At 38.6% G+C, this 18,465-nt stretch carries 15 protein-coding genes and 1 pseudogene; 9 read left to right on the top strand and 7 right to left on the bottom strand.

What is annotated here, in order from left to right; all coding sequences use genetic code 11:
- The first annotated feature begins 145 nt into the window (after positions 1-145).
- From AN486_RS22520 to modB, 4 genes are all read left to right on the top strand, one after another.
- On the top strand, positions 146-565 hold the full coding sequence (locus AN486_RS22520; RefSeq protein ID WP_290602651.1) for a BlaI/MecI/CopY family transcriptional regulator: 420 nt from the start codon (positions 146-148) through the stop codon (positions 563-565).
- Positions 566-569: 4 nt separating this feature from the next.
- Positions 570-1,403 carry a M56 family metallopeptidase gene (locus tag AN486_RS22515; RefSeq protein WP_290602648.1) on the top strand — a complete coding sequence of 278 codons (834 nt, stop codon included), beginning with the start codon at positions 570-572 and terminating at the stop codon, positions 1,401-1,403.
- A 272-nt stretch (positions 1,404-1,675) separates the two neighbouring features.
- The gene (gene modA, locus AN486_RS22510; protein ID WP_290602647.1) at positions 1,676-2,470 is read left to right on the top strand and encodes a molybdate ABC transporter substrate-binding protein; all 795 of its coding nucleotides are present in this window, start codon (positions 1,676-1,678) and stop codon (positions 2,468-2,470) included.
- Positions 2,471-2,513: 43 nt separating this feature from the next.
- Positions 2,514-4,310, top strand: a complete 1,797-nt coding sequence (modB, locus tag AN486_RS22505) for a molybdate ABC transporter permease subunit (RefSeq protein WP_053540506.1) — start codon at positions 2,514-2,516, stop codon at positions 4,308-4,310.
- Positions 4,311-4,601: 291 nt separating this feature from the next.
- On the opposite strand, the gene AN486_RS22500 is transcribed toward modB, so the two are convergent.
- Complete coding sequence (locus AN486_RS22500; RefSeq protein ID WP_053540507.1) at positions 4,602-5,267, bottom strand: N-acetylmannosamine-6-phosphate 2-epimerase; 666 nt, start codon at positions 5,265-5,267, stop codon at positions 4,602-4,604.
- A gap of 666 nt (positions 5,268-5,933) precedes the next feature.
- Positions 5,934-6,248 carry a YkvA family protein gene (locus AN486_RS22495; protein ID WP_039204729.1) on the bottom strand — a complete coding sequence of 105 codons (315 nt, stop codon included), beginning with the start codon at positions 6,246-6,248 and terminating at the stop codon, positions 5,934-5,936.
- A 186-nt stretch (positions 6,249-6,434) separates the two neighbouring features.
- Here AN486_RS22495 and AN486_RS22490 point away from each other — a divergent pair, with 186 nt between their 5' ends.
- The 5 genes from AN486_RS22490 (at position 6,435) to AN486_RS22470 (ending at position 12,715) form a co-directional block, all read left to right on the top strand.
- Positions 6,435-7,277, top strand: coding sequence for a MotA/TolQ/ExbB proton channel family protein (locus tag AN486_RS22490; protein WP_053540508.1), 843 nt, complete (start codon positions 6,435-6,437; stop codon positions 7,275-7,277).
- A complete protein-coding gene (locus AN486_RS22485; RefSeq protein WP_053540509.1) occupies positions 7,267-7,899 on the top strand; it encodes a biopolymer transporter ExbD in 633 nt (210 codons plus the stop codon). The genes AN486_RS22490 and AN486_RS22485 overlap by 11 nt, the downstream gene beginning before the upstream one ends.
- A gap of 112 nt (positions 7,900-8,011) precedes the next feature.
- Entirely contained in the window at positions 8,012-9,004 is a 993-nt protein-coding gene (locus AN486_RS22480; RefSeq protein ID WP_168634758.1) for a zinc-dependent alcohol dehydrogenase family protein, read from the top strand.
- A gap of 16 nt (positions 9,005-9,020) precedes the next feature.
- Complete coding sequence (locus AN486_RS22475) at positions 9,021-11,309, top strand: pentapeptide repeat-containing protein (protein ID WP_290602644.1); 2,289 nt, start codon at positions 9,021-9,023, stop codon at positions 11,307-11,309.
- A 533-nt stretch (positions 11,310-11,842) separates the two neighbouring features.
- Positions 11,843-12,715 (top strand): S-methyl-5'-thioadenosine phosphorylase, encoded by an 873-nt coding sequence (locus AN486_RS22470; RefSeq protein WP_290602642.1) that lies wholly within the window; start codon positions 11,843-11,845, stop codon positions 12,713-12,715.
- Positions 12,716-12,851: 136 nt separating this feature from the next.
- On the opposite strand, the pseudogene AN486_RS22465 reads toward AN486_RS22470, so the two are convergent.
- From AN486_RS22465 to sat, 5 genes and pseudogenes are all read right to left on the bottom strand, one after another.
- Positions 12,852-12,977: pseudogene (locus AN486_RS22465) on the bottom strand (coproporphyrinogen III oxidase); the annotation flags it as partial.
- Between the two features lie 107 nt (positions 12,978-13,084).
- Positions 13,085-13,597 (bottom strand): hypothetical protein, encoded by a 513-nt coding sequence (locus AN486_RS22460; RefSeq protein WP_290602641.1) that lies wholly within the window; start codon positions 13,595-13,597, stop codon positions 13,085-13,087.
- 127 nt (positions 13,598-13,724) lie between these two features.
- On the bottom strand, positions 13,725-14,447 hold the full coding sequence (locus AN486_RS22455) for a Uma2 family endonuclease (RefSeq protein ID WP_290602649.1): 723 nt from the start codon (positions 14,445-14,447) through the stop codon (positions 13,725-13,727).
- A gap of 264 nt (positions 14,448-14,711) precedes the next feature.
- Positions 14,712-16,841, bottom strand: coding sequence for a caspase family protein (locus AN486_RS22450; RefSeq protein ID WP_290602639.1), 2,130 nt, complete (start codon positions 16,839-16,841; stop codon positions 14,712-14,714).
- Between the two features lie 304 nt (positions 16,842-17,145).
- Entirely contained in the window at positions 17,146-18,327 is a 1,182-nt protein-coding gene (sat, locus tag AN486_RS22445) for a sulfate adenylyltransferase (RefSeq protein ID WP_053540515.1), read from the bottom strand.
- Positions 18,328-18,465 lie beyond the last annotated feature (138 nt).

Genomic DNA, 18,465 nt, shown 5'->3' with positions numbered 1-18,465 from the left:
GGGGAGGTAGGGGCGCAGGGCCTGCGCCCAATCAGGAGTCAGGAGGAAGAATTGGAGGGAGGCAAGAATAATATTAAATCTGAAAAAGTGACCGATAAATAAACCTGGAAGCGATAAAATCCAGATGACATCTTCAATTATCAATATGGCTCCTTTACCCGATTATCGTCCCAAACAAATGTCCCTTGGTCCATTGGAAGCAGAAATTCTCAATATCGTCTGGGAACTGAGTTCTGTTACTGTCAAAGATGTACATGATCGCATTTTAGCTGATCCTAACCGCGAATTGGCTTATACTTCCGTAACTACAGTTCTACGTCGGTTGACGGAAAAAGGCTGGTTAGTTTGCAATAAACAAGAGAAAGCCTTTTATTGGCAACCTTTACTGACTAAACAACAAGCAGAGGTAATTAAGGCACATGATCAATTACAGCGATTTTTAGCAGTGGGAAATCCTGATGTGATTGCGGCATTTGCTGATAGTTTAGATCAAGCTGCTAGTGACCAAATCGAAGCGATCGCTAAACGCATCCAAGCAGCACGGGAAGCTAGAGGAGAAAAGTAACATTATGCACTTACTCATGATTGTCACCGCTGTTACCATTGCTTGGTGGTTGCGATTCTTTGGCGAAATTCCCCAGGGAAATTGGTATTTACGCTGGCAAAAAACCCTATTTTTATTCCTTTTCCCCCCCTTACTCATCTTCATGACAGTTACCTCCGTCGTCTGTATGGGGACCCAGGGAAAAATGGGCGGAATGTATACCGACTCTTTTAGCTATCTCCTCGCCTTAATTTTTCTGGGATTTTTTAATATCTTTGGTATCAAACTAGCTTTTCAGGGCTGGAAAGCTATTAAATCTGCCCGTGAATGTCCCCAAATTAACCTAAATGGTAAATCTGCCCGACTCCTAGAAACTCAAGCTTTATTTGCTGGACAAATGGGTTTTTGGCAACCTGAATTAGTCGTTAGTCAAGGACTACTACAAATTCTCTCTCCAGCCCATCTAGAAAGTGTTTTAGCCCACGAACAAGGGCATTATCAGTATAGGGATACGTTTTGGTTCTTTTGGCTGGGCTGGATGCGTTATTGTACCGCTTGGTTGCCGAATACAGAGCCTTTATGGCAAGAATTGTTAGTTTTGCGAGAATTACGGGCTGATAGTTACGCCGCATCCCAAGTAGATCCTATAATATTAGCAGAGTCCTTGTTATTAGTCGTTAGCAATAACTCCATTACCTCAGATACTTGTTGTGCGGCTTTGGGGACAGGCGATCGCTTGGAACAAAGAATTGAAGCCTTATTAACACCACCTGAACCAATATCAGCAGCACAATTACCCTCCTGGCGGATTTTTCTCCTCGCCTTTCTCCCCCTAATTACCGTCATATTTCACACTTGAATGATTTCCTCTCTATTTTCTAGAGAGGAGGAAAAAACTCAATTGATACAACTACCAATTAAGTTGGTAAATATTATAGATACTTATTCATACAATCTTGTAAAAAGTAATCTTAAATACAGTTTTTGTCCAATTTTTAAGATAAATCATCTGGAATAGGTTTATTTTCTCAATGAAGTTTTACCAAGATAATTGGTAATTAATATAGTAATCTTGGTGAAAGTATACCAAATTAACACCAGCACTAAAAATTTCCCCCATCCTGTTTACCAATGAAAAGCAGAAAATTATTAGTCTTTATTACTACAGCCTTAGCCACTTTGCTACTGACAATTGGCTTACCCAGCCTAATTTCATCCCCGGTTTCCGCACAATCCAATACCAACTTAATCATATCCGCTGCTGCTAGTTTAAAAGAGGTACTAGAAGAAATTAAACCCCTTTACCAACAAAGTAAAACAAACGTCAAAATAAATTATAACTTTGGTAGTTCCGGTGCATTACAGCAACAAATAGAACAAGGTGCGCCGGCGGATATTTTTATATCTGCGGCAAAAAAACAAGTAGATACTTTAGAACAAAAAGGACTTTTGGTGGCAGGAACTCGGAATATCATTGCTAAAAATAAATTAGTTTTGGTAGTCCCTAAAAATGCCGTTGGTATCACTAGTTTCTACAATCTTAAAGATGCCAAAGTCAAAAAAATTGCTATTGGTGAACCCAGAACTGTACCCGCAGGACAATATGGACAACAAGTATTAGAAAAGTTAAAAATTTGGTCAGAAATTAAATCAAAATTGGTTTTTGCAAATAACGTGCGTCAGGTTTTAGCATCTGTAGAAACTGGTAATGTTGATGCAGGGTTAGTTTATATAACTGATGCCAAAATCTCTGATAAAGTCAAAGTTGTAGTTACAGCCGATGAAAAATACCACTCTCCCATTATTTATCCCTTAGCAGTTGTTAAACGTAGCAAAAATGTTGATACTGCTAAAGAATTTTCCCAATTTTTATCTAGCAATCAAGCTAAAGCTGTATTCAAAAAATATGGGTTTATTCTGCCTTAGTCATAATTGAGTTAATTAAGTAACAAACATCTTTATTAAAACTATGCCACAGGATTTATCACCGCTTTGGATATCGTTAAAAACGGCTTTATTAGCAACATTTATCACTTTCTTTTTGGGTATATTTGCTGCTTATTGGATGTTGGGATATCGTGGTAAAGGTAAATCCTTAATTGAGGGGATATTTGTCGCACCGTTGATTTTACCCCCCACTGTGGTTGGGTTTTTACTGCTGATATTCTTTGGGAAAAATGGTCCAGTGGGTAAACTACTAGAACCCTTCAATACGACAGTTATATTTACTTGGTATGGTGGGGCGATCGCTGCTATAGTAGTTTCATTCCCATTGATGTATAAAACTGCATTGGCAGCTTTTAGTCAAATTGATACCAATTTACTGCGAGTAGCCAGAACATTAGGTGCGAAAGAATTGACAATTTTTTGGCGGATTAGTTTACCCCTAGCATTTCCAGGGATTATTGCTGCCACCACCTTAGCATTTGCGCGGGCTTTAGGTGAATTTGGGGCAACTTTGATGTTAGCAGGAAATATTCCTGGACAAACGCAAACTATCCCAATGGCCATATATTTCGCAGTAGAAGCTGGGGCAATGAATGAAGCTTGGTTTTGGTCAATTACCATGATGATCATTTCCCTTTCAGGGATTATTCTAGCTAATTTTTGGCAAGAACTTGCATATAAATCAAGATTGACAAAACCATCTCAAAATCAAATAGAATTAGCAAACAAATCTTCTTTATTATTAGAAGATTCTTCCCCAAATGGCTTATTTTTAGATATTGACAAAAGACTGGCTAATTTTCATCTTCAAGTTACCTTAAATACTGATAATCAACCATTGGGATTATTGGGAGGTTCTGGGGCAGGAAAAAGTATGATTTTGCGTTGTATTGCTGGCATAGAAACACCAAATAAAGGAAAAATAGTTTTAAATAATCGGGTATTATTTGACTCCGAAAAGAAAATTGATCTGCCCATTCATCAACGCCGAATTGGTTTTTTATTCCAAAACTATGCCCTATTTCCACATATTACTGTAGCGGAAAATATCGCCTTTGGCATACCCAAATCTGTCAACGTTAAGGAAGAGGTAGAAAAGCAGTTAATAACCATGCAATTACAAGGATTTGGCGATCGCTATCCGCACCAACTTTCCGGGGGACAACAGCAACGGGTAGCATTAGCTAGGGCTTTAGCAAGCAAACCAGAAGCACTACTTTTAGATGAACCATTTTCCGCTTTAGATACCCATCTTCGCAGTCAATTAGAACAACAAGTTACAGAAATTCTGGATGATTATTCTGGAGTAACTTTATTTGTTACTCATAATATGGAAGAAGCCTATCGCCTATGTCCCAATCTATTAGTATTAGAACAGGGAAAAGAAGCACATCATGGTTCTAAATATGAGATTTTTCAACATCCTGCAAGTATAAATGTCGCCCAACTTACAGGTTGTAAAAACTTTTCCCGTGCTAGTATTTTATCTCCTCAACAAATAGAAGCAATTGATTGGGATTGTACTCTCCAAGTCAGAGAAAAAATGCCTTCAGGATTATCTCATGTTGGTATTCGCGCTCATCATTTAATTTTCACTAAAGATCCGCAAAAAGTAAACACCTTTCCCTGTTATTTAGTGCGTACCAGTGAAACACCTCACCGCATGACAGTATTTCTCAAACTACATTCTTTTGGTAATCATCCCCATGATTATCACTTACAAGGAGAAATATATAAAGAAAAATGGGAAAATATTCAAAATCAACCTTTTCCCTGGTATGTGCAATTAGAACCTTCGCAATTACTCTTAATGGATTGACACTCTCAGAGGATGTTTGAAAAGTATCAGAATTAATCGAGATCCCCCCAACCCCCCTTACAAAGGGGGGCTAAATTCCTTAAAGTCCCCCTTTTTAAGGGGGATTTAGGGGGATCTGCGGGTGTCAGATCCCACACGAAAAAGTTTTCAAACAACCTCTCAGGTCTAAAGACACTGAGATTCTTTAATCAAGACTCCCCTGATATAGCGGTATGCACTTGAATAAGATACATCATAAGCCCCCTCCTTGCTTGCGGGGAGGGGGTTGGGGGTGGGGTTATTGTCTTTCACTCAGCCAAGAACCGCTATATAAGCTTTAACTAACAAATCAATTCCAGTAATCGCCCCACCAACAACAACAGCATTAGCGCCTAAATCCAAAGCTTTTCTAGCCATTTCTGGGGAAGAAACACCACCTTCACAAATCACAAAAGTATCCAGATTTTCTACGATTTGGGTGAGTAATTCCCAACCAGGAGGAGAAAAGTTTTGAGTTGCTGTTGTGTAGCCAAAAAGAGTAGTTCCCACAATATCCGCACCGGCATTAACAGCTAATTGTGCAGCCTCGTAAGTATCTACATCTGCCATAACTGGCTTATTTAACTGCTGATGAATTAGAGTAATAATATCTGCCAACTTTTCATCACCGGGGCGATATCTAGTAGTAGCATCTATGGCAATAATATCTGCACCTGCTTCAGATACAGCCACAGCATGATGAAATTGTGGTGTAATATAAACATCAGAACCAGTTATTACTTGTTTCCAAAGTCCAATAATCGGAACTTGGACTTTTTCCCGCACGGCTTGAATGTGACTGGGCGTGTCAATTCTTACAGCTACAGCCCCATTATTCACTGCTGCTTGTGCCATTGCAGAAATTACATAAGGATCATGTAATGGAGAACTTATAGGCGCTTGACAGGAAACAATTAATCCTTTTGGTAAATTAGTCATGTTTTATTTTTAATTGTAAGGGTAAATACGGAAAAACCTATCTAAAGATTATGTTAATATGGGGGCAAAATTAAGGATATTCCTGACGGAAAAACAAGATAGAGAGTTGTTTTAGTTGAGAAAAACTCAAGTACCACAGAAAGTAACGCTAGATCCCATTTTTTAACCCAATTTAGGTATCTATCTCATTGTTTTTAAGTAGGTTGGCGTTGAAAATTGTCGTTATGGCAAGGCAAAAGGCAAGAGGCAAGAGGCAAGAGTGAAGAGAGTTTGGGCGATTTTACGTTTCTTTACACAGTTTGGTTTTATTGTGTTCACCTACTTAGATATGTTAATAATTGTTAGAGTAAGCCACAAAATAAATGATCCTGTTTCATCTCATTCCCAGTCTCTGACTGGGAATGAATTCTAGAAGGCTCTGCCTTCAATAATATTAGAGGCAGAGCCTCATCAACTGCATTCCTAGTCAGAGACTAGGAACGAGATGTGGTAGGGATTTGAGCTTAAATTGACACCAATGAAGCTCTTGCTTTACCCCTACACATCTGGGTTCTTTGTCCCCTAGCAAAAGTTTAAATCTCACCCGTGTTTAGTATAAAACTGTTCCCTATTCCCAGTTAAGAGTTCCCTGTTCCCTGCCCTCACAGACAACTTATTCAGCAAACCCTACTTAACAGGGATAGAATCAACATCCACAGTTTCGCCAGCGGCAGCGGCATGATTAGCCGGATTGGTGGTACTATTTTCTACAGTCCCTTTTTTTGCCTTCCAACCGTCAAGAACTAAGGAAGAAACTTCGGAAACGAATAAACTCAACAGTAAAACATCGTCAATTTGACCAATAATGGGAATAAAATCTGGAGAAATATCTAAAGGGCTAATTAAATAGGCTACTGTGCCGATAATTATCCACCAACGGTATTTAGGATTGCGTAGTGTGTTCCGATACCATGTATACAGGGATTGAATTGAGAAGTTCATTCTTAACCTCCAGTGATTTTTTTATTTTGGCAAATAATCATCTAAACTCCCGGTGGGAATAACCGCCATATTGTGTATAGAAGATGTTACTCCTTAGTAATTAATCAGAAAAGTTTGTGAGTAATGCAAAACTCTTTAAAATGAAAATGCCTTGACTACTCGGAATGGAGAGAGGAAACCTACACAGTGGATATTTTAGATTTGTTTAAGAAGGGCGGGCCTGCTATGTGGCCTTTGCTAGTTTTGTCAGTCCTATCACTAAGTGTGATTTTTGAACGTCTATGGTTCTGGTTACGGATTCTTGCCCAGGAAAAAGAAATAGTCAATCGGGTTATAGATGCTGCTGGTGAGGATTGGGGAATCGCTGAAGCAATGGCTGAACAAGCTATAAAACAGCCCGTTGGCAGGTTTTTATACGCACCCTTAAGCTTGCAAAAAAACGATCCAGAAACCTTTAGATTAGCCCTAGAATCCACAGCAGCCGACGAAATAGCGGGAATGCGTCGGGGTGAAAAACTTTTAGAAGCTGTGATTGCCCTTTCACCACTGTTAGGATTATTGGGGACAGTTTTAGGTTTGATTCGTTCTTTAGGTGCAATTCGTATTGGTGATTTGGGAACTGAATCTACAGCCGGTGTCACCACAGGGATTGGGGAATCGTTAATTAGTACAGCAGCCGGATTAATAGTAGCGATCGCCAGTTTAGTATTCTACCGCCTATTTCAAAGTTTTGTTGTTAACCAAGTTAAAATTTTCAACAAAGCCGGCAATGAATTAGAACTGCTTTACCGTCAATATCCTCCCGAACCTAAAATAATTAACACGGGCAGATTATCAAAACGCACCTCTACAAATTTCGATTCATCTTCTCAGCTAGAATCAAAAACATTTATTCAAGACCCAGAAAATAGACCAAATGAGCCAATTGATAATTACGATTTAAACCTTGTCAATTCAGCAAATTTGCCCGATAACAAGGTTGATGATGCCAATTTGAACTTTGGAGAAAAACCAGAAGATGAAAGTTAAGCTAGAGACCCCCGGTGAAGACCTTCAGATTCAAATTATCCCCCTAATTGATGTTGTTTTTTGTATTCTGACATTCTTTCTATTGGCAGCTTTACAATTTACCCGTCAACAAGCAATTAATGTTGACTTACCCAAAGCTAGTACAGGCGAAAATTCTGCTGCTAATTCCCAGATTAAAAGTAAAATATTACCTGTAACAATTGATGCTATTGGATTAACTTACATCGAAAAAGAACCTGTGAAACAGGAGGAATTAGAATCACGTTTAAAACAATACATCCAAACAAATCCAGACGGGATTTTAGTATTGAATGCGTCACGGACAGCTACTTATAACGACGTAATTCAAACCTTAGACTTGCTGAGAAAAGTAGGAGGGAATCGTGTATCTTTGGGAATTATCCCCGGTTCATCTCAACCATTGACAAATTTACCCAATTTCCCTACTCCTCCCATACCGAATAATCCCACCAACCCAGAAATTAACTCACCGGAAAATTTGAGGTCTTTACCACCGATTAACCCAAATCCCTTTCCCACACCTGGGAACGGAATTAATCCCGGTACATTACCTCAAGCGCCTGTAACACCAGGAACAAATAATTCTTCTCCTCAAAATTAAACCCATTTTGTCAGAGATTTCGGATATTTTCTCCCCATATTTTCCTGAAAAATTAGGAAGTTATGGGGATATTTTTAGGTAAACTTAAATAAGTGTATCTAGGAGAAAAATCATGAAAGCAATATTAATGACCGCAGTAGGTAAACCAGAAGTTTTAGAACTACAAGAAGTTCCTCAACCTATACCAACAAATAAAGAAATTCTAGTAAAAATTTTCGCTGCCGGTGTTAATCCCATTGATACTAAATTACGTCAGCGGGGGACATTTTTCCCGGAACAAATGCCAACTATTTTAGGATGTGATGGTGCAGGTATAGTAGAAGCTGTGGGTAATGATGTCCAAAAATTTGGCGTTGGTGATGAAGTATATTTTTGCTATGGTGGTTTGGGTGCAAGTCCAGGAAATTATGCTGAATATATCATTGTTGATGAAAGATGTGTGGCATTGAAACCCAAATCTGTTTCTTTTGCAGAAGCAGCAGCAGCACCTCTGGTTTTAATTACTGCTTGGGAAGCTTTATATGAACGGGGAAGACTTGAACCAGGAGAAAAGGTATTAGTTCATGCTGGTGCGGGTGGTGTTGGTCATGTGGCTATTCAGTTGGCTAAACTCAAAGGTGCTGAAGTAGCGACTACGGTGAGTTCACGAGAAAAGGCTAATTTTGTCACTCAACTTGGTGCTGATAAGGTGATTTTTTACAAAGAAACTGATTTTGTCGCATCTGTATTAGATTGGACTAATGGTGAAGGCGCAGATTTAGTTTTTGATACTGTGGGTGGTGATACCTTGGAAAAATCTTTTCCCGCAGTGCGACTTTATGGCGATATTGTGACTATTCTAGAACCAAAAGCTAACACTGTTTGGAAAGTTGCTAGAAACAGAAATCTCCGCATTGGTTTAGAACTAATGCTAACACCGTTGTTGTTAGAAAATATGGAATCGTTAACACATCATGGGGATATTTTACAAGAATGTGCTAATTGGATAGATGAAGGTAAGTTAAAAATTGAAGTTAGTCAGACCTTCCCTTTAGCCTCAGCAGCAAAAGCACACGCTTTAGTGGAAACTGGTTCTGTCCTGGGTAAGGTTGTTTTATTGAATTAATCATTAAGTAGAGAATTTGTTGAGATTATTTTGTCACTTTAGCTATTTACAAAAATGGGATTTTTCTCACATTTGGCAAATAAAAAACACGATTAAAAAAATAAACTTATTATCTGCGGAATTAGGAAAAATCATCATATCTAAGTCCGCAATCATAAGTTTTGTTTGTATATTTGCTATATTTTTACTTCCTATTCCTACTTTTGCAGTTCCTAATGAACCTATCACTTTAACTTGGGAATTATTACAAGAACGAGTTAAAACACCAATTTTACGAGATGGTAATTTAACTGTAGATTTAAAAAAAATGGTGATTGATTTACGTCCAGAAAATGCTATTTTTCGGGATAATTTTTATCAATTACTCAGAAAAGAATTACAAAAAACTGGGGCGACAGCTTTGGGTTTAGATTTGAGTAATTCTGTAATTGAAGGTGATTTTTATGGCAGTGATTTGGGTTTACGAACTCCTCTTTATGCTCAAGGAATAGCCCAAATTTTCACACATACAGAACAGCAACAGTTAGAAAGTTTACGTTCAATATGTTTGCAATCTTTAGCAAGAGCTTTTCCTAATGCTAAAGATTGTAAATCTTTGTTGAACAATCAGTCCAATAACTCTAGTAGTATTGCTGTATTTCGTGGGGCTTTAATCATGGTAGGAAGTCGTTTTAATGGGGAAGTAAAATTCCCGAATACGTTCTTTCTCCAACCTGTAAATGCTCAAGGGGCAAATTTTTTAAAACCTACTAATTGGGACGAATCCAGATTTGGTAGAACTGTGAGTTTTAGTGGGGCTATTTTTCACGCCCTGAGTAGTTTTGAAGGTAGCATTTTCTTTGAGAAAGCCAACTTTCAAAATATTAAATTTCTAGATGCTGCTAATTTTCAAGGTGATGTATTTTGTGATGATGTAAAATTTAATCAAGGAAAATTTCAACAAGTAGTTAGGTTTAATAGTAGTTATTGGCAAGAAAAAGCTGATTTTTCTAGTGCTATTTTTAATAATCAAGTTAATTTTAATCAGGTGAATTTTCATCAATCTTTATTAATGAAAGATGCTATTTTTAAACAAGCTCTAATTTTTAGAGAATCTGAGTTTAATGAATCTGTAGATTTGCAGAGTGCAAGTATTCTCAATCAAGCTGATTTTAGTGATGTCAAGTTTGCAGAAACCGCATTTTTAAATGTTTCTGGATTGGTTTTTAATTCTAATCAAGCAAAAATTTTAGGTAATGTTGGCGAAATTGGTAAAAAGTTGATTGTGCTAAGATTACGAGGTAATCAAAATATTTTGCGGAATTTAAGTCAAAATTTCCGGTTACAACAGCAGGTTAGTGATGCAAATCAGTTGGAATATACGAAACAACGGTTAAGATTAATTGAATTAAGTCATCAGTTGGTAGCTATCAATATTAATACTGCTGCTGTGAATAGGTTAATAAATTTAGGTTTTTCTGCAACTCAATCGGCTGAAATTAATCAATATCGTCAAATTAAACATTTTCGGAATATTAGCGAGTTACTAGTTTTACCTGATGTGGATTGGGAAATATATAATCAGTTAAGGGAGAGAATTGTTGCTACTGAACCTCTAGTTTTTAGTGGGTGGTTAGTTAAATCTTTAAATTGGTTGTTATTGAGTTTATTATTGTTGTTAAGTGGTTATGGGACAAATTTTTGGTTAGTATTTGGTGTGGGTGGTGTAGTTATTTCCTGTTTTGGTGTATTATTTTGGTTAGTTGATCGTTGTCGTCGGTTGTCTCCTGTAGCAATTATTCCTAGATATTATGAAACTGTTTGTATATTATTGAGTTTTATTGGTTCAATATCTGGTAGTTTATTGGCAATTTTTCGGAATTCTGGTAGTCCTTGGTTAACTTTATTGTGTTTATTTATGATTATTTTTCCCCTACCGGGGATTTTATTGTGGCGACTTTATAAACAAGGGCGTTATCACGATTTAATGGATGTTTCTTATTTTCGAGAAGATGGAACATTAAGACAGCTAAGATTATTAATTGGGAGATTACCCGTGATTCCTAGAAATCCCAGTTTTCGGGAAAGATATATGCCGCTATTATGGGATAGGCGTTGGAATTGGCTGAATTATTATGATTTTAGTTTGAATAATTTGGTAAGATTAGGATTTAATGATATTCGGTTACGTGATGAACATTTACCAGGAATTATTTCTATTTTGGCTTGGTATCAGTGGAGTTTAGGGTTACTTTACATTATTTTAGCGGGTTGGACGCTTTCGCGGACAATTCCTGGGTTAAATTTATTAATTTATCTAAAATAAGTTAAATATCCCTAATTTTTCAAAAAATTCGGAGATTTTTATATTCGTGTCCTTATACCCGGATTTCTCACAAATTACAGCAAATTGTCATCAAACCCGGAACAAGAACCCCACCCCCAACCCCCTCCCCGCAAGCGATGAGGGGGCTAAGATGTACCTTATATGATTGGAAATCGCTGTAGTAAGTAGGTGAACACAATAAAACCAAACTCTGTAAGTAGTGAGACAGAATTAATTACATAATGTCATTGCGTAAGCGTTGCGTTAGCAATATATAACGAAGTGGAATGAAGCAATCGCCAGGGTTGTGATTGCTTCCCTTCGCTCGCAATGACTGTAAATATTTTTGTCCAATTACTTAAAGAAACGTAAAATCCCTGAAAACTTCTTTACTCTTGCCTATTGCCTATTGTCTTGCTATAACGACAATTTTCAACGCCAACCTGCTTATCTGTGAATTTTGTGCATTTATCAAGGGACAGTTTTTAGGTAAAATTACTTGTTAGTTCAATTAATAAGAAAGTGGATAGTTTATGACGATAGCTAGAATTGGAATCATTGGTGGAAGCGGGTTATATAAGATGGAAGCACTAAAAGATGTGGAGGAAATAGAGATTTCTACCCCTTTTGGTTCACCGTCGGATGCGATTATTATCGGAACTTTAGAGGAAACTCGCGTGGCATTTTTAGCGCGTCATGGTCGTAATCATACGTTGTTACCTTCTGAGTTGCCATTTCGGGCTAATATTTACGCGATGAAGCGATTGGGTGTAGAATACTTAATCTCTGCGAGCGCTGTGGGTTCTTTGAAGGCTGAAGCTAAACCCCTAGATATGGTAATTCCTGATCAGTTTATTGATCGAACCAAGAATAGTATTTCTACCTTCTTTGGTGAGGGAATTGTGGCGCATATTGCCTTTGGTGAGCCGATTTGCCAGAATTTGGCTGGGATTTTGGGGGAGGCGATCGCTTCTTTAAATTTACCAGATGTTACGTTACATGATGGTGGTACTTACGTATGTATGGAAGGACCGGCTTTTTCCACTAAGGCTGAATCTCATCTCTATCGGAGTTGGGATGCTACGGTAATCGGGATGACAAATTTACCCGAAGCAAAGTTAGCCAGGGAAGCGGAAATCGCTTATGCAACCTTGGCGCTGGTGACGGATTATGATTCTTGGCATCCCGATCATGATAGCGTGACGGTGGAAATGGTGATTGGGAATTTACACAAGAATGCGGCGAATGCACAAAAGGTAATTCAAGAAACTGTGAAGCGGTTAAGTGCAAATCCCCCTGCTAGTGAGGCGCATTCGGCTTTAAAGTATGCGATTTTGACGAATTTAGCAAATGCACCAGCAGCAACGAAGGAGAAGCTGGCTTTGTTGTTGGAGAAGTATTTGTAAGGGAATAGGGGATTGGGGATGAGGGTAAAAATAAAATGCAGCTTTTATTCATCAAAATCTATTTCTTGTGGGCATGATGTAAGCGATGTCCAGCTACCCAAAAAATCGGTCTGTCTTGGATGGATAATGCTCCTCAAATAGATTCTGCTCTACCATTGGTTTGTAAACCAAATATTGTTCCCCGGTCATAGACTAAGTTAAATTCAACGTAACGACCTCTACGGTATAATTGGAATTGACGCTGGCGATCGCATTCTCCATAACTCCAGAAAAGCGATACATCAATCTTAACATTTTCCTGATTTGGTCAGAATCAGGATTTCCAGGATTAAAGGATTTATAGGATGGAGATTGACATTTTTTTAATCATTAATCCCACCAATAAGTAATAACTACAGCATCTCGCTGTTGCCAAAGCGACTCACCTTCCAAACCTGCTTCTAATCTCATTCGTAACTGTCGCCTAAGTCGCAAACCATACTCTTCATTATTACCATCAGTAATATCCACTGAATCTGCACGCCACTTTTTACCCAAATCCAAAAGCTGAGACACGATAGTATCTTGGTTTTCTGTCAAAATGTACAGAGTATCTCCAGGATAAGCTACAAAGTGTATTGTACTCGATTCTGGCATCGGGCGATAATTTGCCATTGCCAATAAAGTATCTACCAAACCACCAAAACTTAAACCATTTTCATCTGGTGCAAAAATTGGTTTCGTAAACAGAAAACTTGCCCATAGATGAGAATATTGACTAAGATCCCTAATAACCTCCTCCCCATTAAACTCATTAAAGCGACGTTGCCACATCAAAGCTGCAAAAAGTTCCTGGGGACTGTATTGTTGAGCTAGGGTTTGAATATTAGCTAAGTTCAACATAGAGAATTAATAACAGTTTGATTAAGTAGGTTGGCGTTAAAAATTGTCGTTATGACAAGGGAATTATCACGAAAGGTAAAAGCAAAGATCCCCGACTTCTTAAAGAAGTCCGGGATCTGAATAAAAGTTAGTCAGAAATGCCAGCATCTCGAAGGCGTTTTTCTAACTCTTCCAAACGTTTTAAGGCAGTTTCTTTAGCAAGTCGTTCTTGTTGCACTAACTCAGAACCCCAAAGTAGCAAATTACCATCTTGATCCCACCAGCGTAACCAATAACCTTGACGGTTTTCGCGTTTTCCTTGCCAAACACCAATAAATAATTCCATTTCAGTTAACCAGTAACGGTTATTTTCATCTGAGGAACGCAATTTATAGTGTCCATGTTCATGCAAGTGATATATTTCTAATTCACCAATATCTGGTTGAAAAATGATGTAGTTAGGAACTTGTAAAACTTGTTCATAATAAAACCATTTTCCAGGAGGATAGGTGTGTTTATTAGAATATTCACTACCATCGGTATCGGAAAGAAATTCCATTACCACCGCAGGAATTTGTCCCTGTTTGTGGGGGGTGTAACTGCGTTGGATTTGTTCTCTAGGCACTGTAATTTGCGGCACGTAAGCCCAGTCAGGGGCTTTGATGACAAATTTATCATTTACTGTGGCGCAGATGCCGTAATTGGTGGTAGCAAGGGCAGTTTCTGGAAGTTTGCCAGCAAATTCTAGGCTTTCCGTGAGTGCTGCTGCCAGACTAGGTTGATTGACATTATCCACAGGTTCATCGTCTAAAATGAAGTCTTCGGGTAAGAGTTCCCAAGTGATTTTGGTGGTCGAAGCACTTACAACCATAGGAAACATAAATAATAGATTAAATTCTAGTATAGCCTGTGATGGATATGACTGGGAATTTTAGATTTTAGATTTTAGATTAAAACAATTGGGAAATTCCAAATCCAAAATCAAGTGACAATTAACGAAGTTTAGATATTTGCATTTCTAAAGTAAGGATTCAGGCTACAGAAAACTTGATATAGCAGAGAAGATAAAAGAAAAATATTCTTTATTCTAAACTCCTGAATGGGCGCAGGCCCTGCGCCCCTACATCCTGACTTTCTAAACAACTTGAAAACTAAAGTTCAAACTCGCCCAATTATTAACAGCCAAAATATAGGCATCATTGGTAGTAATATTCATATCAGTTTTCACTTTACTAGCATTATGTAAATCTTGTAATATAGCTTGGGCAACTTCCAAAGGATTGACTAGAGGACTAATAGCCTGTTGATCTGTGGTAGAATATTTGGTAGTAGCCAATGCCGCGAGAGTTTCCTGAAACGGTGCGGTACTCAGAATAATTTGGTGTTCACAAAAAGTATAACGTGTGGGTAATAACCAACCAGAGACAGATTGATTATCTGGTATTTTCATAGTTTGACCTGGAGGAATGAGAATTTCTATTAGTTGGGGTTTAGTGGGAGGAATTTCTGTTTCTGGAAAAACTTCCCAAGGATAAAAAGCAAAGGCATTTTGATTATTATTTAAACCCACTAAAATTAAGTATATAGGGCGATCGCTCAAATTTTCAACCTTATATTGCAAGCGACTACCCAGAGGAATTGTCGGCATAGCAGTTCCCTCATAGTCAGGTGGTTGCAAAATCTTATCCTGACTAGCAGTTCCCAAAGTGTCCCGCACCATAAACACGCGGGGGACAACACTATTAACAACCTCTAAAGTCGCCCTCACAGGTAAACGGGAAGAACCTTGATTTTCTGTCAACTGCCACAACTTTGATGCCAACAAAGTCGAAAATTGCGGTGTTAATCGCTGTACTGCCACCTTCACCGCTTCCCCAACTTCCCCAATAGTATTAATAATTGGTTCACCACCCAGGTAAAAAAGACCATAACGGCTAGGAACTTGGGCAACTTTACCAAATACATAATCAGCGGTTTCTTGTGTGGTAATAATATTAGCAATTCGGCTAATTCCTGAAAAAACGCTAGTAGCATCTACCACTTCAATTCTTTCCAAATGCTCATCTAACGCCACATTCACAAAAATATTACGGGGTAATATGCGTATACTTTCTTGGACTATTTGCCCAACTTGGGGGAGATTGGTAATCTCCCTATTTGTTAATTGAGCTTTAGCTACTAACCCACTTCGTGATTTAATAGTTAACTCTGCCCCTGTATCCAAAATTAACCGAGAATTTACGCCATAATTAGTGAGAACGTGGAGAGGTAATCCCCCCAACCATAACTTAAATATTTTGCCATCTTCTTCTACGGCTTGAATCACCCCAATACTTCTCAAGTTATCAATCGGAAAATAATCAATAATTAAAGCATTTTGAAATTTTTTTGACTCATTTAATAGACTTGGTTGTTGTTTTCCACCCAACTGATACATGGAAGTAGCAACACCAGAAAGAAAAACCGAAATTGTTTTAGCTGGGGTAGTTTCCCACAAATATTGAGTTAAAGCATAAGTTAATAATCCCGCAGTGCCATTAGAGAAAATAAATTCTCCTGCCTGTTGATTTGGTGCTGCGGTAGCGTTGATAATTAGAGGATGATAATTAGCTAATTGCCGATTTTTCAGTTGGGATAAAAACTCTAATTCTTGTATTTGTAAAATTGCTGCTGATGATTCTGGTCGGGTCCGCACTCGTAAACCATTGGGTTTTAATTTAGGAGCATGATTGTAACTGGTATCTAATATTGCCGTAACTTGATTTGTAGGGAGCGATCGCAATAATAATAACAGAGTTTCTGTCAATAAATAGTTTCTCGATTTTGTGCCTAATAAATTATTCTCATCAACAGGAACTATGGCATTTGCTAATATTCCCGTCCCCAAATTAACACAAGTCCCATAGCCAGAAAAATGGAAAACCACCACATCTCCAGATTTGGCTTGCTTACCCAAGTGATCTAAAAAAGCCGCTTTAATAAAATCTTTACTAGCTTGTTCATCAGTTAAAGTCAGAATATCCGCTGCTGCAAAGCCACAACGATTAATTAACAGTTCTGTTTGCAATTCCACATCAGTTAGACAACCCCCCAGGGCAGGACTTTGTGGATATTGATTAATGCCTATTAATAATGCTAACTTCCGCTGGTGAGATTGTGCTAAAGCTTGGTAATAGGGATTTCCCAAACTCAACCACTCAGTCTCAGCTAACCCCAATGCTGCTAGTAAGCCGCTAATTTGTTGTAAAAACCTACGCCGTTTCATAATTAGCAATCAGACTCCAGCCCGTTAGCTTATAGCGTGAATTACTCCGCCTTAAGACGGACGGAGCTTCCCAATTCATCGGGAGTAGCCTCTATAACTTCGTAGTTCTATTGGACTTACATTCCCTCCAAGGGCAGGAGTCCTGATCCCCAAGACCCAAATCTTTTGCTTGCGACATATGCCTATTAGCTTGGTTTTCGCTTATGGCATTGATGGTCAAGATACTCAATATCTTACCAGAAGATCCTGGGGATTAGTCATCCATCCACACTTTATTTTTACAAGTAAAGTTTTTGATCTGAATCTAAACTAATACAGGAGAAATTTTCATAGCCCGGGTTAACTCAGCCGCTACTTCTGGACGAGAAAATTCTGGTGGTGGTAATTCACCTCGACGTAACATTTCCCGCACCTTTGTTCCCGACAGATGAACTCGTTCCTCTGGACTACTAGGACTGGTTTTAGTTGTGGCCATTTGTTTGGTGCGCTTGCAATAGAAAGCGTGTTCAAACTTCATTGGCACAATTCCCAACTCTTCAGGGGCGAATTCATCGAATATATACTGAGCGTCATAAGTGCCGTAGTAGTCACCCACACCAGCATGATCACGTCCGACGATAAAATGTGTACAGCCGTAATTTTTCCGCACTAAAGCATGGAAAATGGCTTCCCTTGGACCTGCATAGCGCATCGCTGCTGGGTTAATTGCCAAAATTACTCTATCTACAGGGTAATAGTGTTCTAGTAAAATTTCATAACAACGCATCCGCACATCAGCGGCGATGTCATCCTCCTTAGTTGCCCCTACCAGTGGATGCAAAAATAGACCATCTACAGTTTCTAAAGCGCATTTTTGAATATATTCATGGGCGCGGTGGATAGGATTGCGAGTTTGGAAACCCACAATTGTTTTCCAGCCTTTTTCTCGAAACATTTCCCGTGACGCAGCAGGGTCAATTTGGTAGCTGGGAAAATGGGGATGAGAGTCACGTTGTAATAACCAAATATCACCTGCTAGGTTGATAGAACCTTGGTTATAAACTACCTGCACCCCAGGATGTTTAAGATCATCAGTGCGATAAACATTGATGGCTTCCTGTTGTTTGTCGTAGGTATACTTTTCAGTTAGTTCTAATACCCCAATAAACTCGCCTCTGGGATTATCCAGACGCACTAAACCGCCTTTTTGTAGAGGGGCTGCTACTTCTTCTGTTACAGACAGTGTAATAGGAATTGACCAGACAATACCGTTAGCTAACCGCATTTCTGTAACGACTCGGTTATAGTCTGCTTGGTTCATGAAACCAGTCAAAGGACTAAAACCACCAATGGCAATCATTTCTAAATCGGAAACTGCTCGCTCATCAAGTTCCACACGCGGTAAAAAGTCAGCTTTGGAGAGAAATAGTTCTCTTTGTGCTGAGGAAGCAACCCGGTTAATTAACTCTCCACCGTGGGCGGCAATGGCATCTGGATGGTAACTCAACGTAATTTTTCCCTAATTGTTGCAAACTATGTATTAAGTTACCAAATTATTGGTACACATTGTTAAATTTCTGTGAACTTTTTTCCTTTGCCGGTCGGAAAGGGTGAGATTAGAAGGAGTGGGGGGAGTGGGGGGAGT

Origin of the sequence: Anabaena sp. AL93 (assembly GCF_001672085.1) — a bacterium.
In the GTDB taxonomy this organism is placed as follows: Bacteria; Cyanobacteriota; Cyanobacteriia; order Cyanobacteriales; family Nostocaceae; genus Dolichospermum; species Dolichospermum heterosporum.
Note: the sequence above shows the minus strand (reverse complement) of the source record. Positions and strands in the feature narration are given on the sequence as shown.